This is a genomic window from Cellulomonas sp. P4_H12, from assembly GCF_056400905.1.
Window position 1 is genome coordinate 41,787 of sequence record NZ_JBFUKJ010000018.1, and the last position, 24,353, is coordinate 66,139.

Genomic DNA, 24,353 nt, shown 5'->3' on the forward strand with positions numbered 1-24,353 from the left:
TGGCTCGTGCCGACTCAGTCTGCGTCGAGCAGGTCCTCCAGCAACGCCCCGGCCAGGCGGCGGAACGTCCGGCGCGGGCGCGTCCGGTCGAGCACCGCGACCTCGAGCTGCGCCGCCGGGATCGCGCGCACCTCGCCGCCGTCCTCCGCCGGGGCGCCCAGCGTGCGCACCGCGAGCGCCAGCACCTCGGGCAGCGTCAGCCCGGCGCGCCAGTCGGTCGCCAGCAGGCCGCCGAGGCGCTCCGCCTGGCCGCCCATGACGACGTAGCCGTGCTCGTCGGTGACCGAGCCGTCGTACGCCAGGCGGTAGATCTGGTCGCCCGCGGCGGCGCGACCCACCTCGGCGACGACGATCTCCACCTCGAGCGGCTTGGACTCCGTGGTGAACGAGGTGCCGAGCGTCTGGGCGTAGGCGTTGGCCAGCCCGCGCGCCGTGACGTCCTCGCGGTCGTACGAGTAGCCGCGCAGGTCGGCGTAGCGCACGCCGGCCACCCGGAGGTTCTCGAACTCGTTGTACTTGCCGACCGCCGCGAAGCCGATCCGGTCGTAGATCTCGGAGATCTTGTGCAGCGCGCGCGACGCGTTCTCCGTGGCGAAGGCGATGCCGTCGTCGTACTGCAGCACGACGACCGACCGGCCGCGGGCGATGCCCTTGCGCGCGTAGTCCGCCCGGTCCTTCATCAGCTGCTCGGGCGAGACGTAGAACGGCATGCTCATCGCGCACCCCCGCGTCCCTCGTGCGTGCGCCGACGCTCCTGCTCCACCGACTCCGCTACCGCGCCCAGGTCGGCGTCGGCCACCCGCAGATACCCCGACTCCGTGACGGTCGCGACCACGGGCCAGATGCCCCGGGTGTGGTCCGGCCCACCGGTCGCCGAGTCGTCGTCGGCCGCGTCGACGAGCGCCTCCACCGCCACCCGCACCGCGCCCGCGGCGTCGAGGCCGGGCCGCCACAGCTTCTTGAGCGAGCCGCGCGCGAAGACCGACCCCGAGCCGACGGCGTGGTGGTCGTGCTCCTCGTACCGGCCGCCCGTCACGTCGTAGGAGAAGATCCGGCCGACGCGCCGGTCGAGGTCGAACCCGCCGAACAGCGGCACGACCGCGAGCCCCTGCATGGCCAGCCCGAGGTTGCCCCGGATCATGGTCGCCAGCCGGTTGGCCTTGCCGTCGAGCGAGAGCAGGCTGCCCTCGATCTTCTCGTAGTGCTCGAGCTCCAGCTGGAACAGCCGGACCAGCTCGACCGCGAGGCCCGCGGTCCCGGCGATGCCCACCGCGGAGTACTCGTCGGCCGGGAAGACCTTCTCGATCTCGCGGCTCGCGATCATCGAGCCCATGGTCGCCCGGCGGTCCCCGGCCATGACGATCCCGCCCTCGAAGGCGAGCGCGAGGATGGTGGTGCCGTGCGGCGCCTGCACGTCGACCGCGGGGCGGTTACCCGGCAGCAGCTGCGGCGCGTGGCTGGACAGGAACTCCACGAACGACGACGAGCCCGGCGTCGTGAACGCGTGCGGCAGCCGCCCGGAAGCGGACGTGTCGGATGAGCTCATCGGCGTTCACTGACCGCCCTTCTGCACGAACCCGCGCACGAACTGCTCGGCGTTGGACTCGAGGACGTCGTCGATCTCGTCCAGGAGGGCGTCGACCTCCGCGTCCCGGGCCTGCGCGCTCGGTGCGGCCGGGGCCGGGGCGTCCGGGGCGTCGTCCGGCTCCGCGTCCTCGCGGCGCGGGCGAACGTGTTCCTGACCAGCCATGGTGACCTCCCCGGAGTGCCGACGACGTGCTGAAGCCCACCCTAGGCCCATCTTCCGACGCACCCGGTCCCCGCGCCCACGGAGCGGACCGACGACGTCAGGCGCCGAGCGCGTCGAGCAGGGCGGTGGCGTCCGGGCTGCGGTCCAGGAGGGCACCGACGTGCGCCTGCGTCCCCCGCAGCGGGTCACGCATCGGCACCCGCTGGAGCGTGGCGGCGCCCGGCACGTCGAACACGACCGAGTCCCAGCTCGCCGCCGAGATCTCGCCGCCGTACCGCGCGACGGCCTCGCCCCGGAAGTAGGCCCGGGTGTCCAGCGGCGGGTGCACGACGGCGTCCGCCACCTGCTCGGGCGTCACCAGCAGCTCGACCGCGTCCGCCTGGACCAGCCGGTGGTACAGGCCGCGCTCCGGTCGGACGTCGGACCACTGCAGGTCCATCGCGGCGAGCCGGGGGTGGTCCCACGCCAGGCGGTCGCGCCGGCGCATGCCCTCCAGCAGCCGCAGCTTGGCCAGCCACTCCACCTCGCGCGCGCAGGACGCCGGGTCCGTCGCCAGCCGGTCCAGCACCGACGCCCAGCGGTCGAGCACGTCGGCCGTCTGCGCGTCCGGCGCGTCGCCCACGTGGGCCACCGCGGCGCGCACGGCGTCGAGGTACTCGCGCTGGATCTCCAGCGCCGTCAGCCGGCGGCCGTCGGCCAGCTCGAGACGCGTGGTCAGGGTCAGGTCGTGGCTCACCAGGTGGACCGCGTGCACCGGGTCGCGCAGCGCGAGCCGGTCGACCGCCGCCAGCGCGCCCCCGGAACCGCCCTCGGCGACCGCCCGCTCGATCAGCCAGAGCACCAGCGACGTGGTGCCGAGCCGGAGGTAGGTGGCCACCTCGAGCATCGTCGCGTCGCCGATGATCACGTGCAGCCGGCGCCAGCGGTCCGGGTCGGCGTGGGGCTCGTCGCGCGTGTTGATGATGGGCCGGCGCAGCGTCGTCTCCAGCCCCACCTCGGCCTCCATGTAGTCCGCCCGCTGGGACAGCTGGAACCCGGGCTCCTCGCCGCGCTGCCCGAGCCCCACGCGGCCGGCCCCGGTGAACACCTGACGCGTCACGAAGAAGGGGATCAGCCGGGCCGCGAGGTCGTTGAAGGGAACCGCCCGGTCCACCAGGTAGTTCTCGTGCATGCCGTAGGTGGCGCCCTTGCCGTCCACGTTGTTCTTGTAGAGCGCGACGTCCGGCAGCGCCGCCGTCGACGCCAGGGCCCGCACCGAGGCGAGCATCACGCGCTCCCCCGCACGGTCCCAGCGCACGGCGTCGAGCGGGTTGGTGACCTCCGGCGACGAGTACTCCGGGTGCGCGTGGTCGACGTACAGGCGCGCGCCGTTGGTGAGGATGACGTTCGCGGCGCCCGGGTCCTCGTACTCCTCGGTGGCGGCGCGCGGCAGCGCCTGGGGTCCGTCGGACCCGGGCCCGTCGCCGGACGGCGCCGGCCGGTCCGGGTCGTCGGTCAGCAACGAGGGGTGGGCCGACGCGCGCTGCAGGTGGAAGCCGCGCGCGTCGTGCAGCGGGTCCTCGTCGTCGTAGTCCCAGCGCGCCTTGGCGCGCGCACCCTCGCGGGCCGCGGCGTGCACGGCGACCACGTGGCTCGACAGCAGCATCGGGTTGGCCAGCGGACGTCCGGGCTGGAGGATCCCGTACTCGGTCTCGATCCCCATCACGCGGCGCACGGTCACGAGACCACCCTAGGGTCCCGCGACCGTGCGACCGGGCGCGTGCTCAGAGGTACTGGCCGGTGCTCGTCACGTTCTCGATGGTGCGCGAGCCCTCGGCGCCCTTCTTGCCCTGCACGATCGTCCGGATGAAGACGATGCGCTCGCCCTTCTTGCCGGAGATGCGCGCCCAGTCGTCCGGGTTGGTGGTGTTGGGCAGGTCCTCGTTCTCGCGGAACTCGTCGACGCACGCCGTGAGCAGGTGGTCCACGCGGATGCCGCGCTGGCCCGTGCTCAGGAAGTCCTTGATCGCCGACTTCTTCGCCCGGTCGACGACGTTCTGGATCATGGCGCCCGAGTTGAAGTCCTTGAAGTACAGGACCTCCTTGTCACCGCTGGCGTACGTCACCTCGAGGAACCGGTTCTCGTCGCTCTCGGTGTACATGCGCTCGACGACCCGCGTGATCATCGCCTCGACGGCCGCGCTCGCCGACCCGCCGTGCTCAGCGATGTCGTCGGGGTGGATGGGCAGCGTCGGCACCAGGTACTTGCCGAAGATCTCGCGCGCGCCCTCGGCGTCGGGACGCTCGATCTTGATCTTCACGTCGAGGCGGCCGGGCCGCAGGATCGCGGGGTCGATCATGTCCTCACGGTTGGAGGCGCCGATGACGATGACGTTCTCCAGGCGCTCGACGCCGTCGATCTCGCTCAGCAGCTGCGGCACGATCGTCGTCTCGACGTCGCTGGAGACGCCGGTCCCGCGGGTCCGGAACAGCGACTCCATCTCGTCGAAGAACACGACGACCGGGTGCCCCTGGGACGCCTTCTCGCGTGCCCGGGCGAAGATCAGGCGGATGTGCCGCTCCGTCTCGCCCACGTACTTGTTGAGCAGCTCGGGGCCCTTGACGTTGAGGAAGAAGCTCTTGGTGTCCGCCGTGTCCTCGCCGCGCGCCGCGGCGGCCGTGGCGGCCAGAGAGTGCGCGACGGCCTTCGCGATGAGCGTCTTGCCGCACCCGGGAGGGCCGTACAGCAGGACGCCCTTGGGCGGCTTGAGCCCGTGCTCCAGGAACAGCTCGGGGTGCAGGAAGGGCAGCTCGACCGCGTCGCGGATGGCCTCGATCTGCGGGCCGAGCCCACCGATGTCCTCGTAGTCGATGTCCGGGACCTCTTCGAGCACCAGCTCCTCGACCTCGGCGCGCGGGATCACCTCGAACACGAACCCGCTGCGGGAGTCGATGGTCAGGGCGTCGCCGATGCGCACGTGCGCGTCCTTGACCTGGCCGGCGAAGCGCACGACGCGCTCCTCGTCGCCGCGTCCGACGACGAGCGCGCGGTCGGAGCCGAGCAGCTCCTTGACCGTGACCAGCTCGCCGACCTCTTCGTACCCGCCGGCCTCGACGACCGTGAGGGCCTCGTTGAGCATGACCTCCTGGCCGGGGCGGAGGGTCGACACGTCCAGCGACGGGCTCGACCCGACGTGCATCTTGCGGCCCGACGACACGATGTCCACGGTGCCGTCCGGACGCGCACCGAGGAACGTGGCGTACGTGCCCGGCGGCTTGGCGAGGTCGTCCACCTGACGCTTGAGGTCGATGATCTGCTCGCGCGCCGCGACGAGCGCGTCGCTGAGACGCTCGTTCTTCGCCGCCAGCACGCTCAGCTCTCGGTGCAGGTCCCGCCCAGGGGCAGCCGGTTCGCTCATCTCGGCCTCCGTTCCGCGTCGCGCGTGGTCGTCACTCCGTTCCCACCGTGCACCGCACTGTGCCTGCTGGTCCGACGACCCTAACCACCAGTGTCAACCGGCCGTGGACGACGCGCGCGAGCCTGCCCGAATAGTGACCACGCCGTCGCGTCGGCCTTCGGCTCAGTCCTCGACGGGCGCGGTCGAGCCCGGGGTCGCCGGCGCCTGGCCTACGTCGCGGCGCGCGCGGCGCAGCTTCTTGTCGGAGACCAGCCGCTCCCCCATCGCCTCGGGCGACCAGAGCTCGGCGTCGTCCACGGCCGGCGCGCCGTCGGGCGCCACCGGGTACGCGCCCTTCGCGGGCCGGCGCCGGCGCTGGGGGGCGTCCACCCCGTCCGCGAGCCGGCGCGTGGTCAGCAGGAAGCCGGTGTGCCCGATCATCCGGTGCTGCGGACGCACCGCGAGCCCTTCGAGGTGCCAGCCGCGCACCATCGACTCCCACGCGTCCGGCTCGGTGTACCGACCGTCGGACCGGATGTCCTCGGCCAGCCGCGACAGCTGCGTCGTCGTGGCGACGTAGGAGATGAAGACGCCACCGGGGGCCAGGGCCTCGGCCACCGCGTCGAGGTTCTCCCACGGCGCCAGCATGTCGAGCACGACGCGGTCGACGCTGCCCGGCTCGGCCACCGTCGGCAGGACGTCCGACAGGTCCCCGACCGACAGCTGCCACGCCGGGTGCGGACCGCCGAAGAAGCCCTCGACGTTGCCCCGCGCGATCGCCGCGAAGTCCTCGCGCCGCTCGATCGAGTGCAGGGAGCCGCCGTCGCCCACGGCGCGCAGCAGCGACATGGTGAGCGCGCCGGAGCCCACGCCGGCCTCGATCACCCGGGCGCCCGGGTAGATGTCCGCCATCGCGACGATCTGGCCCGAGTCCTTGGGGTACACCACGGCCGCGCCGCGCGGCATCGACAGCACGTAGTCGGCCAGCAGCGGGCGCACCGCGAGGTACTCGATGCCGGACGTGTTGCGCACCACCGAGCCCTCGGGCGCGCCGAGCAGCAGGTCGTGGCTCAGGTAGCCGCGGTGCGTGTGGAACGAGGCTCCCTCGGCCAGCGTGATCGTGTGCAGCCGGCCGCGCGGGTCGGTCAGCTGCACGCGGTCGCCCGCGCGGAAGAGGCCGCGACGCTGCGCGGCCCCGGTGGACGTCTGGTCGGGGTTCACGGTCCCCGAGTCTAGGAGCGGATGGCGGCGACGACGTCCATCGCGCGGACCAGGCCGACCACCCGGCCGTCCACCATCGCCGCGACGACCGGCGAGTGCTCGCTGCCCCGGCCGACGGCGGCGACGAGCGCCTGCCCCACGAGGCTGCCGTCCACCACGGCTCCGACCGGCAGCGGGACCGCCACCGCGGTGACCGGGGTCGTGCCGGCGACGTCGGCGGGGACGGACGCCGCCGCCGCACGGTCGACGTAGGCGGCCGGTCGGCCGTCGGGCGAGAGGATCACGACCTCGTCGGCACCGGCGGCCGCGGCGAGCGCGCCGGCGTGCGCGATCGACTCGGTGTGGCCGACGCCCACGGCCCGGCGGCCCACGGACGCGAGCGTGAGCTGCCCGACGGCCTTCTGCGTGCGGCCGCCCCGCACGGCGGCCGATGCGCCCGACCACAGGAACGCGCCGATGAGGGCGGCCCACACCACGTCGACGATGTCCGGCTGGGTGCCCTGCATCAGCGGGAGCAGCAGGGCCCACGCGAACACCACGACCGCGACCAGGCGCCCCACCCAGCCCGCCGCGACCGTGCCCGTGTGCCGGTTCTTGGTCACGGCCCACACGGCCGCCTCGAGCAGGTACCCACCGTCGAGCGGCAGGCCGGGGACGAGGTTGAAGAGGCCGACGAAGGCGTTGGTCAGGCAGCCGGACCACAGCAGCAGCCCGATCAGGCTGACCGCGTCCACGGGCCGGGCGAGCGCGAAGAAGCCGGCCGCGAGCAGGAGGTTCGCGATCGGGCCGACCACGGCGATGAGCGCGCTGCTGGCCGGCGTCGGCGTCGCTCCCCCGAACGCCGTGTGGCCGCCCCAGAGCGTCAGGACGAACTCGCGGGGCTGCTGCCCCCGCGCCCGGGCCATCAGGCCGTGCGCGAGCTCGTGCACCAGGACGGACGCGAACAGCAGGACGACGAAGCCGAGCGCGACCAGGTAGACCAGCGCGCCGAGGTTCTCGGCCCGCGCGCGGACGCTCGGCGCGAAGATCAGCGTCAGCACCACCGCGGCGATGAGCCAGCTCGGCGCGAGGATGATGGGCGCACCGACCGCCCGGCCGATCACCCAGCCGGAGGAACGCCGGGCCGGGGGTCGGGAGTCGCTCACCGGTCCAGCGTAGGTGCCCGTCCGTGGGTCGCTGACCGGCCGTGTGGGTGGGGGCGCCTAGGCTCGATCACGTGACGGTGCAGCATCTCGACCAGGACGTCCCCGCCAACCCCGGGGCGGGCGCCGACGACGCCGTCGAGGAGCTCGTCGAGGTCGCCGTCGAGCAGGCCGCCGCCGAGCGACCGCCGTCGCGGCCCGGGCTGTCGCCGTCGCGGGCCAACGACTTCCTGCAGTGCCCGCAGCTGTTCCGCTTCCGCGTGATCGACCGCCTGCCCGAGCCACCGAGCTCGGCCGCGGCGCGCGGCACCCTCGTGCACGCCGTGCTGGAGCACCTGTTCGACCTGCCGGCCGCGGAGCGCACGATCGCCGCCGCCCACGCCCTGCTCCCCGACCAGTGGGCCGCGCTCCTGGAGCGCAACCCGGACGTCGCCGAGCTGTTCGCGGAGCCGGCGGACCTCGCCGAGTGGCTGACCAGCGCGGAGGCCCTGCTCGCCACGTACTTCACGCTCGAGGACCCCACCCGCATCGAGCCGAGGGAGCGCGAGCTCCTGGTGTCGACGGAGCTCGAGGAGGGCGGTCCCCTGCTGCGGGGCATCGTCGACCGGGTCGACGTCGCCGCCAACGGCTGGGTGCGGGTGGTCGACTACAAGACCGGCCGCTCGCCGCGCGCCGGCTTCGAGAGCTCGGCGCTGTTCCAGATGCGGTTCTACGCCTACGTCATCTGGCGCACGCGCGGAGTGCTGCCCAAGCGACTGCAGCTCGAGTACCTGGGCGACGGCGTCGTGCTCACGCACGAGCCCACCGAGCCGGAGATGGCGACCATCGAGGCCCGCGTCCGGTCCATCTGGGCGGGCATCGAGGACGCGGCCCGGTCCGGCGACTGGCGTCCGCGCCCCTCCCGGCTGTGCGACTGGTGCTCGTTCAAGGCACTCTGCCCGGCGTTCGGCGGGACGCCTCCCGAGGTCCCCGCCGGCGCGGTCGAGCGCTCGATCGGCGTCGTCCCCGCCGCCTGAGGGCGGTCGGCCCGCGCGGCGCAGGTCCACGCGCCGCCCGCGGGCGGTCGGCCCGCGCGGGCGCAGGTCCACGCGCCGTCTGAGGGCGTCAGCTGGCGCGGCGCAGGTCCAGCACGTCGCCGCCGCCGATGCGGGCGAGGTCGGCCAGCGTGAGGTCCGCCAGCGACGCGACGCGGCTCAGCCCGGGCCGAGCCGTCAGCGCCTGCATGACCTCGACCGCGACGACGCGGGCGCCCGACGCGACCGCCGACGCGATCCCGGAGTGCGAGTCCTCGACGGCCACGCAGTCGGCGATGTCGACGCCGAGGCGCTGGGCCGCCACGAGGTACGGCTCGGGGTCCGGCTTCGGGTGGGTCACCTCGTCGCCGGTGACCACGACGTCGAAGAGGCCCACGGCGGCGGCGAACGGCTCGGCCAGCGTGCGGAACGACGACGTGACCAGGGCCATCGGCACCCCTGCCTCGTGCAGCGCCGCGAGGATCTCCTGGGCGCCCTCCTGCCACGGGATGCCGGCGGCGACCCCCGCCGCGACGCGCGTGTTGAGGAAGTCCGCGATCTCGTCGTCCGGCAGGTCGACGCCGCGTCCGCGCAGGGCCACGGCGGCCACGGGCATCGCGCTGCCCACCATGGCCAGGCCGTCCTGCCGCGTCCATACCCCGCCGTGCGCCTCGACCAGCTCGGTCTCGGCAGCCATCCAGTAGGGCTCGGTGTCGATCAGGGTGCCGTCCATGTCCCACAGGACGGCGGTCGGCGCCACTCGGTCGATGAAGGTGCGGGGCATCGGTCCATCGTACGAGCCGGTGGTCGACCCCTCCGACGCGCGCGGCGCGGCCCCCGTGCGGGGACAGCGCTGCCCGGCGGAATACGCTGAGCCGATGAGCGAGACCCCACCGGCCGACCTCCCCCTGCGCGAGACCGTCCTGCTCGCGGCGTTCGAGGGGTGGAACGACGCCGGGTCGGCCGCCACCCAGGCGCTGGAGCACCTGCACGAGGTGTGGGACGCCGAGCAGGTGGACGAGCTCGACCCCGAGGAGTACCACGACTTCCAGGTCAACCGCCCCGTCGTCGGTCTCGGGCCGGACGGTCGCCGCGAGATCACGTGGCCGACGACAGCCGTCGCCGTCGCGACCGCGCCGGTCAGCGGCCGCCGCGTCGTCCTGGTGCACGGCATCGAGCCGTCCATGCGCTGGCGCCGGTACTGCACGGAGCTGCTCGACATCGCCGCGGGCCTGGGCGTCGACGCGGTGATCACGGTCGGCGCGCTCCTGGCCGACGTGCCGCACACGCGGCCGATCCCCGTGAACGCGACCAGCGAGGACCCCGACGTGCGCGACGTCTTCGGGCTCGAGCCGAACACCTACGAAGGCCCGACGGGCATCGTCGGCGTCCTGCAGCACGAGGCCGCCGCGCGCGGGATGCGCGCGATGTCGCTCTGGGCGGCCGTGCCGCACTACGTCGCCCACCCGCCGTCGCCCAAGGCGACGCTCGCCATCCTGCACCGCATCGAGCAGCTGCTGGGCGAGCCGGTCCCGCTGGGCGAGCTGCCCGACGACTCCGCCGCGTGGCAGCACGGCGTCGACGAGCTCGCGGCCGAGGACTCCGAGATCGGCGAGTACGTGCACCAGCTCGAGGAGGCCAAGGACACCGCCGACCTGCCCGAGGCCAGTGGTGAGGCGATCGCGCAGGAGTTCGAGCGCTACCTGCGCCGCCGCGACAAGGGCACCGGCGGCTGACGGAGCGGCTGCAGCACGGACGTCCGCACCTCAGGTGGTCCCGACGACCGAATGTGCGGACGCACGGTGAGGATCGGCACAAGGTCCGCGCATCCGGCCGTTCCGGCGACCGAGTGCGCGGACTTAGCGCGTGAGGCGGTGCCACGTGCGCCGGGGGTCGGGCCGATCACCTGAGGTGCGGACGTCCTCGGGTCAGAGGCGGATGCCCAGGAGCGCGTCGAGCAGGCGGCCGATGATGCCCGGGGCGCCCTCGACGGGTGCGGCGGTGCCGGCCAGGGCCAGGTCGGCCCACGCGTCGATCGCGGCGAGCGCCGCGGGGGTGTCCAGGTCGCTGGCGAGCGCGGCGCGCACCGCGGCCAGCGTGCCGTCGGCGTCGGGACCGCCGTTGCCGGAGACGGCCCGGCGCCAGTGCTCGAGCCGATGCTGAGCCGCGACCAGCGCCTCGTCGGTCCAGTCCCAGTCGTCGCGGTAGCGGTGCGCCAGGATGGMCAGCCGGATCGCCATGGGGTCGATGCCCTGCTCCCGCAGCCGCGAGACCAGCACGAGGTTGCCGCGCGACTTGCTCATCTTGTGGCCGTCGAGGCCGACCATGCCGGTGTGCAGGTGGACGCGCGCGCCGTGCCCGGCGTCGAGCAGGCGGGCGTGCGACGTGCTCATCTCGTGGTGCGGGAACAGCAGGTCGGAGCCGCCGCCCTCGACGTCGAACGGGAGGCCGAGCGCGTCGCGGGCGATGACGGCGCACTCGATGTGCCAGCCGGGCCGGCCGCGGCCCAGCGAGCCGCCGTCCCAGGCCGGCTCCCCGGCGCGCTCCCGCCGCCACAGGAGCGGGTCGAGCGGCGCCCGCTTGCCGGGGCGCTCGGGGTCGCCGCCGCGCTCGCTGGACAGGGCACGCATGGTGTCGTCGTCGAGCCCGGCGACGGCGCCGAAGTCGATGTCGGCCGCGAGGTCGGCGTAGACGTCCCCCGCGTCGGCGGCCGCGTCGAGCGCGTCCGGTGACGGCACCCGGTACGCGGCGCCGGCCGCCAGCAGGGCCTCGACGGCCTGCACGACCGCCGGGATGACCTCGACGACGCCGAAGTACGCGTCCGGCGGGACGACCGCCAGCGCGGTCATGTCCTCGGCGTACAGCGCGGTCTGCTCGGCGGCCAGGTCGCGCCAGTCCACCCCCGTCGCGGCGGCGCGCTCGAGGAGCGGGTCGTCGACGTCGGTCACGTTGGAGGCGTACCGCACGCGGTGCCCGGCGTCCCGCCACGCGCGTCCGAGCACGTCGAACGCGACGTAGGTGGCGGCGTGACCGAGGTGGGTCGCGTCGTACGGGGTGATGCCGCAGACGTACAGCGTGGCGTCCGGTCCGGCCGCCGCGAGGACCAGGCGATCGGTCGAGGAGTCGCGCACCTGGACCGGGAGGCCACGTCCGGGGAGCTGCGGGATGTACGGGGTGGGCCAGGTGAGCACGCCGGAAGCCTAACGGCGTCCCCGCACCTGACCGCGCCGAGGTCCACAATGCCGGGGTGAGCACCCAGCCCCTGACCCATCCGGACGAGCGAGTGTGCGTGGAGACGTCGCACGGGGGCTGGGAGCGCGCCGAGCCAGGTGCCCGCACTCGCGGGGCCCGCTGGGTGATCGTCTCGATGGACGACCTGTCGGACGCGGCGCGCAGGTACGGCATCAGCGAGCACGCGATCGCGCTGCTCGAGCACCGCATCCCGGGTGCCCACCCGCCGGCCCCGAACCACGCCCAGCGAGCCCGGCTCGACCGCTCGCCGGACGGGGAGCTCATCCTCACCACGCCGACGCTGTCCTACGTCGAGGCCACCCACGACGTGCACACGGGCGCGCTGACGAGCGTCGTCGGCAAGGACGTCGTGATCATGGCCGAGCTCGGAGACGCGGGCGTCCTCGACCGTGCGGTCGCCAAGCTGACGGGCGGCTTCCCCGTGCCGGACGAGGGCGTCCACCAGGTCGTCGCAGCCGTCGTCCTCACGCTCGTCGCGGAGGCCTCGGACGTCGAGATCGGCCTGGGCGACGCCGTCGCGGACGCCGAGCGCCTCGTGTTCTCCACCGCCCGGCACGACAACCCGCTCGAGATGATCTACGACCTCAAGCGCGAGATCGCCGAGGCACGTCGCGCGCTCAGCCCGGTCACCTCGGTGCTGCCGGAGCTGATCGCCGAGGCCGAGGAGGCGCCCGGCCAGCGCCAGTCCCAGCCGTGGCTGCGCCGCGCGGAGGCGTGGGTCGACCGGGTCGACAAGCACCTCGACGGGTACGACGACCTGCTCAGCGACATGCTCTCGGTGCACCTGTCGCAGGTGTCGGTGCGGCAGAACGAGGACGTCCGCAAGATCTCGTCGTGGGCGGCCATCGCGGCTGCGCCGACCCTCGTCGCAAGCATCTACGGCATGAACTTCACGCACATGCCCGAGCTCGACTGGACCTACGGGTACCCGCTCGCGATCGTCGCGATGGGCGCCGTGTGCTTCACGCTCTACCGGCTGTTCCGGCGCTCGGGCTGGCTCTGACGGCTAGGTGGTCGGCGCGCTGTTCGCGTCGAGCACGCCCGTGAGCAGCAGGATCACGACGAGCGCGGCGAGCCCGAGCCGGTAGTACACGAACGGCTTGTAGCTGAAGGTCGAGACGATCTTCAGGAACACGATGATGACCAGGTAGCCGACGACGAACGCCACGAGCGTCGCGACGAGGGTGGCGCCGAAGCCGGGCGTGCCGCCCTTCCCGAAGTCGTCGACGCTCTTGGCCAGCTGGAACAGGCCGGACCCGAACACGGCCGGGATGGCCAGCAGGAACGAGTACCGCGCCGCAGCCTCCCGCGTGTAGCCCATGAGGAGCCCCCCGGTGATCGTGCCGCCGGACCGGGACACGCCGGGGACCAGCGCGAGCGCCTGCCAGAAGCCGAACTGGACCGCGTGCCGACCGGTCAGCTCGGTGAGCTCGCGCTGCTTGGCGCCGCGCTTGTCGGCCCAGCCGAGCACCAGGCCGAACCCCGCGAGCGTGAGGGCGATGAGCCACAGGTTGCGGAACGTCTGCTCGATCGCGTCCTGGAACGCGAGCCCGAGGATGACGATCGGCAGCGAGCCGAGCACGATGAACCACGCCATGAGCGCGTCGTGGTCGGACGGCTGTCCGGGCGGCATGCCCGCACGCGACCGCCAGTCGGTGCCGTGGTCCCCACGCAGGGCGCGCCACCAGGCCGCGGCGATCCGCGCGATGTCCCGCCGGAAGTACAGGATCACCGCGGTCTCGGTGCCGAGCTGCGTGATCGCGGTGAACGCCGCCCCCGGGTCGCTCGACCCGATGAGCTCGCCGACGATGCGCAGGTGCGCGCTCGACGAGACCGGGAGGAACTCGGTCAACCCCTGCACGAGCCCCAAGAGGATCGCTTCGCCCAGTCCCATCGCGTCCGTCACGAGCGGAACGATAGCCGGGGTGCGTTGCCGCAGATGACAGGCGGCTGCCGATTAGTGTTGCGCCTCATGGAACAGCGCCACCTGGGCCGCACCGGTCTGCGGGTCTCCCGGCTCGGGCTCGGCACCATGACCTGGAGCCGCGACACCGACGAGCACGACGCGACCGAGCAGCTGCGGGACTTCACCGACGCCGGCGGCACGCTGATCGACACGTCCGCCTCCTACGCGGACGGCGGCGCCGAGGAGCTGCTCGGCCAGCTCCTGGACGACGTGGTCCCCCGCGACGAGGTCGTGCTCTGCACGAAGGCCGGCATCCGGCGCACCAGCAACGGCGGCGTGGTCGACGCCTCCCGCGGCGGCCTGCTCGCCTCGCTCGACGGCTCGCTGCGACGGCTGCGCACCGATCACGTGGACCTGTGGCTGGTCCAGACGCCCGACCCGCGGACCCCGCTGGACGAGACGGTCTCGGCGCTGCGGCTCGCGGTGACCAGCGGGCGTGCGCGCTACGTCGGCCTGTCCAACCACGCCGGCTGGCAGGTGGCGCGCGCCGCGAGCCTGCTCGAGGGAGAGGTCGGCCTCACCGCGGTCGAGGCGGAGTACTCGCTGCTCCAGCGCGGGATCGAGCGCGAGGTCGTGCCGGCCGCGGTCGCGCTGGGTGTGGGCGTCCTCGCGTGGTCCCCCCTGGGTCGTGGCGTCCTCACCGGCAAGTACCGGCGCACCATCCCCGCCGACTCGCGGGCGGCATCGCCGCACCTCGCCGGATTCGTCGAGCCGTACCTGGCGCGGGCGTCAGCGACGATCGTCGAGGCGGTGGCCACCGCGGCGGACGGCCTGGAGCGCACCCCGCTGGAGGTCGCCCTCGCATGGGTGCAGAGCCGGGGCGTCGCGTCGGCGGTGGTCGGCGCCCGGACGGCCGCGCAGCTGCGGGCGTCGCTCGCGGCTCAGGACCTCGTGCTCCCGGAGGAGCTCCGCAAGGCGCTCGACGAGGTCAGTGCACCGGACCTCGGGTACCCCGAACGGTTCTAGCGGGTGGCCTCGTCCGCGAGGTCGTCGACGTCCGCGTCGTCGTAGTCCTCGTCGTCGCCGTCCTCGTCCTCGTCGTCCTCGTCGTCGTCCTCCTCGGCGAGGTAGAACGGCGTGGCCTCGCCGTGCACGGTGCCCAGGGCGTCGTCGTACACCTCGAACGCGTCGGCCAGGATGTCGTAGGCGTCGTCGACCGCAGGGTCGTCCTCGCCGTGCGGTGCGGCGACGGCGGTGTAGTGGGCCTCGAGGGCTGCGATCAGGCGGTCCAGCGCGGCACGCGGGTCGACGGTCATGCGACGACCGTAGCCTCCTGCGAGGCACAATGGCAGCGCGTAAGGTTCTTCGGCACCAGCTTCTGGACAGGCATCGGGACGTAGGCGCGAAGCGCGCCGGACGGGGTGGTCGATGGCAGACGGACAGACGAGGACGAAGCGACCCGACTGGGTCGCGCAGGGCGGTCAGTACGAGTACCGCGTGCTCCGGATCCCGGCGACGACCTCCCGGAACGACGCCCGCCGGATGCTGACCGAGCAGGCCGAGCTCGGCCGCTGGGAGCTCTCCCGCACGCTGCTGTTCGCGGGCGGCGAGCGCAAGGTCTGGCTGCGGCGCAAGGTCATCCGCGTGCGCAGCACCCTCGGCAGCGACTGAGCGTCAGCAGGTGCGCAGGAGCCGGTCGAGCACGCGGGTGCCGAAGCGCAGCGCGTCGGTGGGCACCCGCTCGTCGACGCCGTGGAACATCCCGGCGAAGTCCAGGTCGGCGGGCAGCCGCAGCGGGGCGAAGCCGTAGCCGCGGATGCCGAGGCGCGACAGCGACTTGTTGTCCGTGCCGCCGGACAGCGTGTACGGCAGCACCGTCGCGTCGGGGTCCTCGGCCACGAGCGCCTCGACCATGCGGTCGACCAGGTCGCCCGAGAACGGCACCTCGAGGGCGGTGTCGTGGTGCAGCCGCTCGATCCGCACGTGCTCGCCGGCGAGGTCGGCCACGGTGCGGGCGAACTCGCCCTCGAGGCCCGGCAGGAACCGGCCGTCGACGGTCGCCTCGGCCGCGCCGGGGATGACGTTCGCCTTGTAGCCGGCCGCGAGCTGGGTCGGGTTGGTGGTGTGGCGCAGGGTGGCGCCGACAAACTTCGACGCCGGTCCGAGCGCGGCGACCAGCCGGTCGACGCCCTCGGGATCCTCGGGGTCGAAGGGCAGGCCGGTGAGCTGGGCGACGCCCTCGAGCAGCGCGCGCACGGTGGGGGTCAGCTGCAGTGGCCACGCGTGCCGGCCGAGCCGGGCCACGGCGTCCGCCAGGTGCGTCACGGCGTTGTCGGTGTTCACCTGGCTGCCGTGACCGGCACGACCGTCCGCGACGAGCCGCATCCAGGAGAGGCCCTTCTCGGCGGTCTGCAGCAGGTAGGCGCGCCGGCCGTCCACGTCGACGGAGAACCCGCCGACCTCGCTGATCGCCTCGGTGGCACCCTCGAAGAGCTCGGGCCGGTGGTCGACCGCCCAGCGCGCACCGAGCGACCCGCCGGCCTCCTCGTCGGCGAACATGGCGACCACCACGTCCCGCGCCGGCTTGCGCCCCTCGCGGGCCATCTGCCGGACGACGGACAGGATCATCGCGTCCATGTCCTTCATGTCGACCGCCCCGCGGCCCCAGACCAGGCCGTCGCGCTCCTCGGCGCCGAACGGGTCCACCGACCAGTCGTCGGCGCGCGCGGGGACCACGTCGAGGTGCCCGTGCAGCACGAGCGCCGGACGCGTCCGGTCCTCGCCCTCCAGGCGCACGACCACGCTGGCCCGGCCCGGCGCGCTCTCGAACAGCTCCGGGTCGAGGCCCACCTCGGTGAGCAGGCCCATGACGTGCTCGGCCGCCGCCCGCTCCCCCGGTCCCGAGTCGTCGCCGTAGTTCGACGTGTCGATCCGGATCAGGTCGCGACAGATCTGCACGACCTCGTCCTGCGCGGTCACGTGGTCGGAGTGCGCGGGCGTGCCGGAGGCCGGGTGGGTGACGGGCATGCCGTCCACCGTACCGGCCCCCGGCCACGCACTCAGGCGCGGTTCGCGCCCGCTCCCAGCAGACCGCGCCGGGCCAGCAGCGGGTCGATCAGGGGGTCGCGGCCGCGCAGGTCGCGGAACGCGTCCATGGGGTCGAGCGAGCCCCCGCGGGAGAGCAGCCGCGCGCGGAACGTGTCCCCGTTGGCGCGCAGGAGGCCGCCGTTCTCCCGGAACCACTCGACCGTGTCCGCGTCGAGGACCTCCGACCAGATGTACGAGTAGTAGCCGGCCGAGTAGCCGCCGCCGAACACGTGGTTGAAGTACGTCGTGCGGTAGCGCGGGGGCACCGGCGCATAAGCCACGCCCGCGCGCTCGAGCGCCACCGCCTCGAAGGGCTCGACGTCCTCGACGTCCGTCGGGACCTCGTCGGGCGTGAGCCGGTACCAGGCCTGGTCCAGCAGGGCCGCGGCCAGGTACTCGGTCGTCGCGAAGCCCTCGCCGTCCTGCCGGGCAGCCAGCAGCGTGTCCACCCACTCGACGGGCATCGGGTCGCCCGTCTCGTGGTGGCGTGCGAACGCGCGGACGATCGACGGCTCCCACGCCCACATCTCGTTCACCTGCGAGGGGTACTCGACGAAGTCGCGCGGCACCTCGGTGCCGGACTGCGACGGCCAGCGCACGGCGGAGAACAACCCGTGCAGGGCATGGCCGAACTCGTGGAACAGCGTGATGACCTCGTCCCAGGTCAGCAGCGTCGGCTCGCCCTCGGGCGGCTTCGGGATGTTGAGGTTGTTGACGACGACGGGCCGCTCGTCGAGCAGCGTCGACTGGTCCACGAGGTTGTTCATCCAGGCGCCGCCCCGCTTGGACTCGCGGGTCCACCAGTCGCCGAGGAAGAGGCCGAGGCCGGTGCCGTCCTCGTCGAACACCTCGAAGACGCGCACGTCGGGGTGGTAGCCCACCAGGTCGTGGCGCTCGGCGAAGGTGAGGCCGTACAGCGCGTTGGCCGCGCGGAAGACGCCGTCCGCGAGCACGCGCTCGAGCTCGAGGTAGGGGCGCAGGAGGGCGTCGTCGAGCGCACGCCGCTCCTTCTTGACCTGCTCGGCGTAGAACGCCCAGTCCCACGGCTCGAGGGTTGCCCCCGGGTGGTCGCGCTCGAGCGCCTCGGCGAGGTCCGCACCCTCCGTCCGGGCGTTGGCGACCGCCACGGGCGCGAGCCGCTCGAGGATGTCGGCCACCGCCTCGGCCGTCTTCGCGGTGGCGTCCGCCGCGACGTAGGCGGCGTGGTGCGGATACCCCAGGAGCTGGGCGCGCTCGGCGCGCTTGCGGGCCAGGCCCAGCAGCGACGGACGCGTGTCGTGCGGGCCGCCCGCGCCGCGGCCGACCGACGCCCGGAACACCCGCTCGCGCACGCCGCGGTCACGCAGCACGGCGAGCGGCGGCTGCTGCGTGGGCAGTACCAGCTCGAGGAACCAGCCCTGCTCGTGCCCGCGGTCGCGGGCCGCCTTCGCCGCGGCGGCACGGGCGTCCTCGGCCAGGCCGTCGAGCTCGTCCTCGTCCGTGATCAGGACGCCGGCCGCGTTGGTCGCCGCCAGGAGGTCGCGCCCGAACGCCGTCTCGAGGCTCATGATCTCGGCGTTGAGCGTGCGCAGGCGGTCCTGCGCCGCCTCGTCGAGACCCACGCCCGCACGCACGAACTGCGTGTGCGTCCGGTGCAGCAGCCACGCGGTGTCGGGCTCGAGCTCGAGCGCGCCCGAGTCGACGTCGGCCTGCAGCGCCGCGATGCGCCCGAACAGCCGGCCGTCCAGGTAGATCGCGTCGTGGTGCGCCGCGAAGAGGGGCGCGATCTCCTCCTCCACCGCCTCGAGGCCGGGCGTGGAGTCCGCGCTGGACTGGTTGTAGAAGCTCGTGGCCGCGCGGTGCAGCAGCCGGCCGGAGCGCTCGAGCGCCTCCAGCGTGTTCTCGACCGTGGGCGCGCCCGGGTCGGTCGCGATGGCCTCGATCTCCGCGCGCTGCTCGGCCATGCCGGCGAGCAGGGCCGGGCGGTAGTGCTCCTCGCGGATCCGGCGGTGATCGGGGAGCCCGTACGGGAGGGTGGACGGCGCACCGAAGGGGTTGTCGGCGGCGAGGTCGCTCGGATTCATGGCGGACATCATCCCCGACGGGGGTGCCGTCCGCCCGTCACGACCTGCGGGCGAGGAACGCGTCCTCGGCGGCGTAGTCGAAGAAGGTGTCCCCCGGGTCCATGCGCGCGAAGCCGGGGAACGCCTCCCGCCAGTCGGTCCGCGAAGCGGCGTCGACCAGCCACTCGACGCAGGAGCGCACCGTGTCCTCGTACCGGCCGGGCGCGACGTAGCCGAGCTCGGCTCGGGCCCGGGTCATGCCGAGCACCACCGGGTGGGGAACCGTCCACGGCGTGCTCCCGAGGTCGCCGGCGGGCGCGCCGGGCAGCATGACGTAGGCGGGGCTGACGCCCATCGCGGCGTCGATGGCCGCGGAGATCTCCGCGACCGTCAGCGCCCGCGGGTCGGCCGCGTTGAGCACCCGGTCACCCGGCTGCCCGACCGCCAGACGCACCAGCTCAGCGAGGACGGCGGTGGCCGTGGTGTGGAAGCGGCTCTCCCCGTCGTACGCGAGCACGCGCACGTCGCGCCCGTCGAGCGCGCGCTTGACGAACAGCCACTCCCGCGGCTGCCGGCACCCCGCGCCGTGGATCGCCCCGGGCCGCAGGATCGTCGTCGGGACCGGCGACGACGCCCACGCCTGCTCGAGGGCGACCTTGCCGGTCGCATAGGTCTCGCGACCCGGCGCCACCGTGGGCTGGTCCTCGTCGACCGGGACCGGGAAGTGCGCGAACTCGTCGGTCTCGAACCCGTTCCCCGCGTCGTCGACGTACACCGCGGCGCTCGAGACGACGACCGCCGACCCGATCCGGTCGGCCCGCGCGAGCAGCGGCTCGGCCTGCCGGTCGTCGAAGGCGACGACGTCCACGAGCACGTCGACACCTCGCCCGAGCGCCCGGTCCAGCGCGTCCGGGTCGCTGCGGTCGCCGACCACCACGTCGGCGCCGTCGACGTCGGCCGCGTGGCGCGCGAGCACGCGCACGTCCCAGCCGTCCCCGAGCAGCGCGGGCACCACGGCCCGACCGATCTGCCCCGTGCCCCCGATGACCAGCGCCGTCGCCATGGGAGCCGACGCTACGCCCGCGCTGGCGTGAGGTCCGTGTTCGTCGGGTAGCCGTGGGCGCGTCCGACGGCGGCGTTGTACAGCCGCCCGGCGTGCGTGGTCAGCCCGGCACCCAGCGCCGGGTCGGCGTCGATCGCGCCGTGCCAGCCGAGGTCCGCGAGCGCGCCCAGGTACGGCAGCGTGACGTTGGTCAACGCGCGCGTCGACGTCACGGGGACGGCGCCGGGCATGTTGGCGACGCAGTAGAAGACGGACCCGTGCACCGCGTAGGTGGGGTCGTCGTGGGTGGTGGCACGCGTGTCCTCGAAGCAGCCGCCCTGGTCGACGGCGACGTCCACCAGGACCGAGCCCGGCTTCATCCGAAACACGAGCTCGTTGGTGACCAGCCGCGGCGCGCGGGCGCCGGGGACCAGCACGGCCCCGATGACGAGGTCGGCGTCGAGGAGCTCGCGCTCGATCGCGTAGGCGCTGGATGCGACGGTACGGACGCGGCCGCCGAACGCGGAGTCGGTGTCGCGCAGCCGCGCCATGGACAGGTCGAGCACGGCCACGTCGGCGCGCATGCCCACGGCGATCTCGGCCGCGTGCCGACCGACCACGCCGCCGCCGAGGACCACGACCTTGGCGGCGTCGACGCCGGGCACCCCGCCGAGGAGCACGCCCGCCCCACMCTCGTTCTTCATCAGGTGGTACGCGCCCACCTGCGTGGCCAGGCGCCCGGCGACCTCGCTCATCGGCGCCAGCAGCGGCAGCGACCCGTCGGGCAGCTGCACGGTCTCGTACGCGATCGACGTCGTGCCGGACGCGAGGAGCGCGTCGGTGGCCGGGCGGTCGGCGGCCAGGTGCAGGTACGTGAACAGGACCAGGTCCTCGCGCAGGTAGCCGTACTCGGAGGCGACCGGCTCCTTGACCTTGCAGACGAGGTCGGCGCTCCCCCACACCTCGTCCGCGCCTGCCACGATGACGGCGCCGGCGGCCGTGTACTGCTCGTCGGTGATCGCGGAGCCGTCGCCGGCGCCGGCCTGCACCAGCACCTGGTGGCCCGCCGACACCAGGTGGTGCACGCCCGCGGGGGTGAGGGCGACGCGGTACTCGCGGTTCTTGACCTCGCTGGGGATGCCGACCTTCATGGTGCTCCGTCCGTGGTGCGCGTCAGCAGTTCCCTGCAGTCTGAACTTCCTGTGCCGCGAGCGCAGGAGAATCGGCGAAGATTCGCTACATTCGCGTCATGTCCGCTCACGATTCGGCACAGACGCCTCTCGCCGGTTCGCGTCGAACGTCCTTCGGCGCGGTGGAGCTCGACGACATCGATCGTCGGCTGCTCAGCGAGCTGGAGCGCGACGGCCGCATCTCGAACAAGGAGCTGGCCGCCGCGGCCGGCATCGCTCCGTCCACCTGCCACGCCCGCGTCCGGGCGCTCCGCGAGTCGGGCGTGCTGCGCGGCTTCCACGCCCAGGTCGATCCCGAGGCGGTCGGGCGCGGGCTCCAGGCGATGATCGCCGTGCGTCTGCAGGCCGCCGCCCGCGCCCGGCTGGCGGAGGTGGCCCACCGACTGGCGCAGCGTCCGGAGGTGCGGGACGTCTACCTGCTCGCGGGCGTCGACGACGTCCTCGTGCACGTGGCGGTGCGCGACTCGCCCGAGCTGCGGGCGTTCGTGCTCGAGCACCTCAGCACCCGGCCGGAGGTCGCCCACACGCAGACGAGCCTCGTGTTCGAGCACGTGCACGCCCCGGGGACCGCCGCCCTCTGATCAGCCGGCGAGGCGTGCCCAGTGCTCCGCCTGCCCGAGGATGCGCCGCGCCACGGGCTCGTCGCCCAGGACGTCCCAGACCCAGAGCGCCGACTCGGTACAGCGGGCGAAACCCCACGCCGCGATGCGGTCGGGATCGAGGTCCCCGGCGACGATGCGGACCCGGCGGCGAAGGACGGCGACGGGGTCGGCGTGGGCGAACGGGTCGTCCACCTGCTCGAGCAGCGGCCAGAGGTCGAACGCCGGGTCGCCGCGCACCGGCTTCGGGTCGATCGCGAGCCACCGGCCCTCGCCGGCGTCGAGCAGGTTGCCCGGGTTGAGGTCGCCGTGGACCAGGGAGCCGCCCGCCCCCGGCAAGGTCCGCAGGAGCCCCGCCGCGTGCCGCACCAGCGCACGGTCGGCGTCGTAGCGTCCGGCACGCTCCTCGAGGACGTCGGCCCAGCGCGCGCACACGTCGGCCATCCCCGGGACCTCGGGGACCTCAGGCACGGCCCACAGCGTCCTGGCCACGGCGGCGGCGCTCTCGAGCCGGTCGTGCGCGCTCCCCCGAGACACCGCCAGCGTCGTGCCGGGCGCGACGCGTTCGAGCAGCAGCGCCCAGTCGTCGGCGTGCGCGTCGAGCAGGGCGGGGGCGCCGCGACCGTGCCAGACGCGCAGGGCGGCCGCCTCGTCCCGCGCCTCGGGGTGCGGGAAGGAGATCTTCACGACGGCGGGCGACCCGTCCGCGCGGAGCACGGGCGCGCACCACGACGACGCGCCACTGGTGTAGGGCGCGCCGAGAGTCAGGTCCCAGCGCGCGACGGCGCGGTCGACGAGCGCGGGCAGGCGCGAGATCCAGGCCCGGCCGGCAGGCGTGCGCCCGGGGCCGTCGTGCAAGATCGCAGGGATGACGAGACCGACCACGGAGCGAGGGTAGCGATGGAGGTCTTCCGCAAAGGGCGGACCGGCGCCCCGACCGGGTACTTCGCGTGCGAGGCGGCCGGGCTCGACTGGCTGCGGGCGGCTCGGGGCGTCGCGGTGGTCGACGTCGTTGGCGTCGGCGACGACCACCTGGACCTGCGCCGGCTGGTGCCGGTGCCGCCCACCCGCGAGGCAGCCACCGCGTTCGGGCGGGACCTGGCTCGCACGCACGACACCGGCGCCCCCGCGTTCGGCAGCCCGCCCGCGGGGTGGACGGGCGACGGGTTCTTCGGACCCCTCGACCAGCCGCTGCCGATGCGCGCCGGATCGTACGCCGGCTGGGGACAGTTCCTGGCCGACTGCCGGCTCGACCCGCTCGCCGACGCGCTGGACGACCCGGAGTGCGCGGACGCGCTGAGACGGGTCGGCGACCGCCTGCGGTCCGGAGTCCTCGACGACGACGAGCCGCCGGCGCGGCTGCACGGCGACCTCTGGTCGGGCAACGTGGTCTGGACGGCCGACGGCGCGACGCTCATCGACCCGGCCGCGCACGGCGGTCACCGGGAGACCGACCTCGCCATGCTCGCGCTGTTCGGCCTGCCGTTCCTGGCCGAGGTCCTGGCGGGCTACCGCGCAGTGCACCCGCTGCGGACCGGCTGGGAGAGGCGGACGGGCCTGCACCAGCTGTACCCGGTCGGTGTGCACGCCCTCCTGTTCGGCGGGGGCTACCGCGCACAGCTGCTGCGCCTCGCGGGTGAATGGCGTGCGTGAGGGCCTCCGCCGGGCTGCGTGCCCGAAGCGCCCGTGTGCGATCCTGCCCGCACCGACGCGCAGAGGGCTGGAGGGCACCGGGTGAGCGCTGGAGACCCGCAGGGCCTCAATCCCTGGGTCGGCGCGCGCGGCGTCGAGCCCTACCCGCCGCTGCTCCCGCACCCGCACGGGCCCGTGGAGGACCGCAGGGTCCGCTTCCTCGGGCCGGCCGTGCGCGCCCGCCGGGGTCCCCGCCTGGGCTTCCTGGTCGTCATGGCCGCCGTCGTGGCCGCCCTGGTGCTGGGCGGCCGCTGGTGGCTGTCGACGGCGGCGGTCTTCGGGCCTCCGTCCGGCCTGGAGGAGTCGACTCTCCCCCTGGGCGCTCCGCCTGCCGTCCCCGCGGCGTCGGGCTCGTTCGCGTTCACCTCGATGCAGCCCGACGGCAGCGGACCCGTCGCGTACAGCCCGTGCCGCCCGATCCACTACGTCGTCCGGCCCGACGGCGCACCGCAAGGTGGCGCCGAGTTCCTCACCGCCGCGATCGCGACCGTGTCGGCCGCCACCGGTCTGCAGTTCGTCGACGACGGCGCGACACGCGAGGCCCCGGACGAGAAGCGCAGCGCCTACCAGCCCGACGAGTACGGGCGACGCTGGGCTCCCGTCCTCGTCGCCTGGTCCACTCCCGAGGAGACGCCCGGGCTGGCCGGTGACGTCGCGGGGATCGGCGGGTCGGCCGCGGTGACCCGCGACGGCCTGTCGGTCTACGTCACGGGGTCGGTCACGCTCGACACCGGCGACCTGGGCGAGCTCATGGCCGCACCGGCCACGCGCGCGACCGCCCTCGGGATCGTGACGCACGAGTTCGGGCACCTCGTCGGGCTCGACCACGTGGACGACCCCACGCAGCTGATGTACCCGAGCACCACGTCGTCCGTCTCGACCTTCGCCGCCGGCGACCTCGCCGGGCTCGCCGCGCTGGGCAGCGGCGCGTGCGCGCCCAACGTCTGACCGAAGCCTTCACGCGGGCTCTCACAGAACTCCCAGGTCGGCTGGGTACGCTCGCCGCGCTGCGCGCAGAGGCGCCCCGCTGACCCGAGGAG

24 protein-coding genes are annotated in these 24,353 nt (G+C 73.9%); 8 read left to right on the forward strand and 16 right to left on the reverse strand.

Features of this window, described 5'->3' with window-relative positions; genetic code table 11:
- Window positions 1–14 precede the first annotated feature (14 nt).
- The 7 genes from prcA to AC1DQC_RS12085 form a co-directional block, all read right to left on the reverse strand.
- Entirely contained in the window at window positions 15–716 is a 702-nt protein-coding gene (prcA, locus tag AC1DQC_RS12055; protein ID WP_477051477.1) for a proteasome subunit alpha, read from the reverse strand.
- Window positions 713–1,546 (reverse strand): proteasome subunit beta, encoded by an 834-nt coding sequence (prcB, locus tag AC1DQC_RS12060; RefSeq protein WP_477051478.1) that lies wholly within the window; start codon window positions 1,544–1,546, stop codon window positions 713–715. The genes prcA and prcB overlap by 4 nt, the downstream gene beginning before the upstream one ends.
- Before the next feature lie 6 nt (window positions 1,547–1,552).
- The gene (locus AC1DQC_RS12065; protein ID WP_477051479.1) at window positions 1,553–1,750 is read right to left on the reverse strand and encodes a ubiquitin-like protein Pup; all 198 of its coding nucleotides are present in this window, start codon (window positions 1,748–1,750) and stop codon (window positions 1,553–1,555) included.
- A 97-nt stretch (window positions 1,751–1,847) separates the two neighbouring features.
- Window positions 1,848–3,470: a depupylase/deamidase Dop gene (gene dop, locus AC1DQC_RS12070; RefSeq protein ID WP_477051480.1), complete on the reverse strand. Its 1,623-nt coding sequence runs from the start codon at window positions 3,468–3,470 to the stop codon at window positions 1,848–1,850.
- Window positions 3,471–3,513: 43 nt separating this feature from the next.
- Window positions 3,514–5,148: a proteasome ATPase gene (arc, locus tag AC1DQC_RS12075; protein WP_477051481.1), complete on the reverse strand. Its 1,635-nt coding sequence runs from the start codon at window positions 5,146–5,148 to the stop codon at window positions 3,514–3,516.
- A 162-nt stretch (window positions 5,149–5,310) separates the two neighbouring features.
- Window positions 5,311–6,348 carry a tRNA (adenine-N1)-methyltransferase gene (locus AC1DQC_RS12080; protein ID WP_477051482.1) on the reverse strand — a complete coding sequence of 346 codons (1,038 nt, stop codon included), beginning with the start codon at window positions 6,346–6,348 and terminating at the stop codon, window positions 5,311–5,313.
- Between the two features lie 11 nt (window positions 6,349–6,359).
- On the reverse strand, window positions 6,360–7,493 hold the full coding sequence (locus AC1DQC_RS12085; protein WP_477051483.1) for a site-2 protease family protein: 1,134 nt from the start codon (window positions 7,491–7,493) through the stop codon (window positions 6,360–6,362).
- A 77-nt stretch (window positions 7,494–7,570) separates the two neighbouring features.
- Here AC1DQC_RS12085 and AC1DQC_RS12090 point away from each other — a divergent pair, with 77 nt between their 5' ends.
- Window positions 7,571–8,506: a RecB family exonuclease gene (locus AC1DQC_RS12090; protein ID WP_477051508.1), complete on the forward strand. Its 936-nt coding sequence runs from the start codon at window positions 7,571–7,573 to the stop codon at window positions 8,504–8,506.
- A gap of 88 nt (window positions 8,507–8,594) precedes the next feature.
- Here the strand turns inward: AC1DQC_RS12090 and AC1DQC_RS12095 are convergent, their stop codons facing one another.
- Entirely contained in the window at window positions 8,595–9,287 is a 693-nt protein-coding gene (locus tag AC1DQC_RS12095) for an HAD family hydrolase (RefSeq protein WP_477051484.1), read from the reverse strand.
- Window positions 9,288–9,381: 94 nt separating this feature from the next.
- On the opposite strand from AC1DQC_RS12095, the gene AC1DQC_RS12100 reads away from it, so the two are divergent.
- Window positions 9,382–10,239 carry a PAC2 family protein gene (locus tag AC1DQC_RS12100; RefSeq protein WP_477051485.1) on the forward strand — a complete coding sequence of 286 codons (858 nt, stop codon included), beginning with the start codon at window positions 9,382–9,384 and terminating at the stop codon, window positions 10,237–10,239.
- A 192-nt stretch (window positions 10,240–10,431) separates the two neighbouring features.
- Here AC1DQC_RS12100 and mshC read toward each other — a convergent pair whose 3' ends face one another.
- A complete protein-coding gene (gene mshC, locus AC1DQC_RS12105) occupies window positions 10,432–11,694 on the reverse strand; it encodes a cysteine--1-D-myo-inosityl 2-amino-2-deoxy-alpha-D-glucopyranoside ligase (protein ID WP_477051486.1) in 1,263 nt (420 codons plus the stop codon).
- 56 nt (window positions 11,695–11,750) lie between these two features.
- On the opposite strand from mshC, the gene AC1DQC_RS12110 reads away from it, so the two are divergent.
- Entirely contained in the window at window positions 11,751–12,758 is a 1,008-nt protein-coding gene (locus AC1DQC_RS12110) for a CorA family divalent cation transporter (protein ID WP_477051487.1), read from the forward strand.
- Window positions 12,759–12,761: 3 nt separating this feature from the next.
- Here AC1DQC_RS12110 and AC1DQC_RS12115 read toward each other — a convergent pair whose 3' ends face one another.
- On the reverse strand, window positions 12,762–13,649 hold the full coding sequence (locus tag AC1DQC_RS12115) for an undecaprenyl-diphosphate phosphatase (protein ID WP_477051509.1): 888 nt from the start codon (window positions 13,647–13,649) through the stop codon (window positions 12,762–12,764).
- Window positions 13,650–13,727: 78 nt separating this feature from the next.
- Here AC1DQC_RS12115 and AC1DQC_RS12120 point away from each other — a divergent pair, with 78 nt between their 5' ends.
- Window positions 13,728–14,687: an aldo/keto reductase gene (locus AC1DQC_RS12120; RefSeq protein WP_477051488.1), complete on the forward strand. Its 960-nt coding sequence runs from the start codon at window positions 13,728–13,730 to the stop codon at window positions 14,685–14,687.
- Here the strand turns inward: AC1DQC_RS12120 and AC1DQC_RS12125 are convergent.
- Window positions 14,684–14,977: a primosomal protein gene (locus AC1DQC_RS12125; protein WP_477051489.1), complete on the reverse strand. Its 294-nt coding sequence runs from the start codon at window positions 14,975–14,977 to the stop codon at window positions 14,684–14,686. The genes AC1DQC_RS12120 and AC1DQC_RS12125 overlap by 4 nt on opposite strands.
- A gap of 112 nt (window positions 14,978–15,089) precedes the next feature.
- Here AC1DQC_RS12125 and AC1DQC_RS12130 point away from each other — a divergent pair, with 112 nt between their 5' ends.
- Window positions 15,090–15,332, forward strand: coding sequence for a DUF5703 family protein (locus tag AC1DQC_RS12130; protein ID WP_370504783.1), 243 nt, complete (start codon window positions 15,090–15,092; stop codon window positions 15,330–15,332).
- A 3-nt stretch (window positions 15,333–15,335) separates the two neighbouring features.
- Here AC1DQC_RS12130 and AC1DQC_RS12135 read toward each other — a convergent pair whose 3' ends face one another.
- Genes AC1DQC_RS12135 through ald form a run of 4 tightly spaced genes read right to left on the reverse strand, consistent with a single transcriptional unit; the run spans window position 15,336 to window position 20,983 of the window.
- Complete coding sequence (locus AC1DQC_RS12135; protein ID WP_477051490.1) at window positions 15,336–16,688, reverse strand: M20/M25/M40 family metallo-hydrolase; 1,353 nt, start codon at window positions 16,686–16,688, stop codon at window positions 15,336–15,338.
- 32 nt (window positions 16,689–16,720) lie between these two features.
- Complete coding sequence (locus tag AC1DQC_RS12140; protein ID WP_477051491.1) at window positions 16,721–18,811, reverse strand: M3 family metallopeptidase; 2,091 nt, start codon at window positions 18,809–18,811, stop codon at window positions 16,721–16,723.
- A gap of 37 nt (window positions 18,812–18,848) precedes the next feature.
- Window positions 18,849–19,853 carry an NAD-dependent epimerase/dehydratase family protein gene (locus AC1DQC_RS12145; RefSeq protein WP_477051492.1) on the reverse strand — a complete coding sequence of 335 codons (1,005 nt, stop codon included), beginning with the start codon at window positions 19,851–19,853 and terminating at the stop codon, window positions 18,849–18,851.
- Window positions 19,854–19,864: 11 nt separating this feature from the next.
- Window positions 19,865–20,983 carry an alanine dehydrogenase gene (ald, locus tag AC1DQC_RS12150; RefSeq protein WP_477051493.1) on the reverse strand — a complete coding sequence of 373 codons (1,119 nt, stop codon included), beginning with the start codon at window positions 20,981–20,983 and terminating at the stop codon, window positions 19,865–19,867.
- A gap of 98 nt (window positions 20,984–21,081) precedes the next feature.
- Here ald and AC1DQC_RS12155 point away from each other — a divergent pair, with 98 nt between their 5' ends.
- Entirely contained in the window at window positions 21,082–21,603 is a 522-nt protein-coding gene (locus AC1DQC_RS12155; RefSeq protein WP_477051494.1) for an Lrp/AsnC family transcriptional regulator, read from the forward strand.
- Here the strand turns inward: AC1DQC_RS12155 and AC1DQC_RS12160 are convergent, their stop codons facing one another.
- Entirely contained in the window at window positions 21,604–22,506 is a 903-nt protein-coding gene (locus AC1DQC_RS12160; protein ID WP_477051495.1) for an aminoglycoside phosphotransferase family protein, read from the reverse strand.
- A 15-nt stretch (window positions 22,507–22,521) separates the two neighbouring features.
- On the opposite strand from AC1DQC_RS12160, the gene AC1DQC_RS12165 reads away from it, so the two are divergent.
- Entirely contained in the window at window positions 22,522–23,274 is a 753-nt protein-coding gene (locus tag AC1DQC_RS12165; RefSeq protein WP_477051496.1) for a fructosamine kinase family protein, read from the forward strand.
- A gap of 81 nt (window positions 23,275–23,355) precedes the next feature.
- On the forward strand, window positions 23,356–24,261 hold the full coding sequence (locus AC1DQC_RS12170) for a matrixin family metalloprotease (protein WP_477051497.1): 906 nt from the start codon (window positions 23,356–23,358) through the stop codon (window positions 24,259–24,261).
- Window positions 24,262–24,353 lie beyond the last annotated feature (92 nt).

Coding starts and splice junctions, on each gene's coding strand:
- AC1DQC_RS12100 (WP_477051485.1), top strand. CDS start 9,382: ATGAGCGAGACCCCACCGGCCGACCTCCCCCTGCGCGAGACCGTCCTG.
- AC1DQC_RS12145 (WP_477051492.1), bottom strand. CDS start 19,853: ATGGCGACGGCGCTGGTCATCGGGGGCACGGGGCAGATCGGTCGGGCC.
- AC1DQC_RS12165 (WP_477051496.1), top strand. CDS start 22,522: ATGGAGGTCTTCCGCAAAGGGCGGACCGGCGCCCCGACCGGGTACTTC.
- arc (WP_477051481.1), bottom strand. CDS start 5,148: ATGAGCGAACCGGCTGCCCCTGGGCGGGACCTGCACCGAGAGCTGAGC.
- AC1DQC_RS12125 (WP_477051489.1), bottom strand. CDS start 14,977: ATGACCGTCGACCCGCGTGCCGCGCTGGACCGCCTGATCGCAGCCCTC.
- AC1DQC_RS12155 (WP_477051494.1), top strand. CDS start 21,082: ATGTCCGCTCACGATTCGGCACAGACGCCTCTCGCCGGTTCGCGTCGA.
- AC1DQC_RS12095 (WP_477051484.1), bottom strand. CDS start 9,287: ATGCCCCGCACCTTCATCGACCGAGTGGCGCCGACCGCCGTCCTGTGG.
- prcB (WP_477051478.1), bottom strand. CDS start 1,546: ATGAGCTCATCCGACACGTCCGCTTCCGGGCGGCTGCCGCACGCGTTC.
- prcA (WP_477051477.1), bottom strand. CDS start 716: ATGAGCATGCCGTTCTACGTCTCGCCCGAGCAGCTGATGAAGGACCGG.
- AC1DQC_RS12140 (WP_477051491.1), bottom strand. CDS start 18,811: ATGAATCCGAGCGACCTCGCCGCCGACAACCCCTTCGGTGCGCCGTCC.
- AC1DQC_RS12135 (WP_477051490.1), bottom strand. CDS start 16,688: ATGCCCGTCACCCACCCGGCCTCCGGCACGCCCGCGCACTCCGACCAC.
- AC1DQC_RS12120 (WP_477051488.1), top strand. CDS start 13,728: ATGGAACAGCGCCACCTGGGCCGCACCGGTCTGCGGGTCTCCCGGCTC.
- AC1DQC_RS12065 (WP_477051479.1), bottom strand. CDS start 1,750: ATGGCTGGTCAGGAACACGTTCGCCCGCGCCGCGAGGACGCGGAGCCG.
- AC1DQC_RS12130 (WP_370504783.1), top strand. CDS start 15,090: ATGGCAGACGGACAGACGAGGACGAAGCGACCCGACTGGGTCGCGCAG.
- AC1DQC_RS12115 (WP_477051509.1), bottom strand. CDS start 13,649: ATGGGACTGGGCGAAGCGATCCTCTTGGGGCTCGTGCAGGGGTTGACC.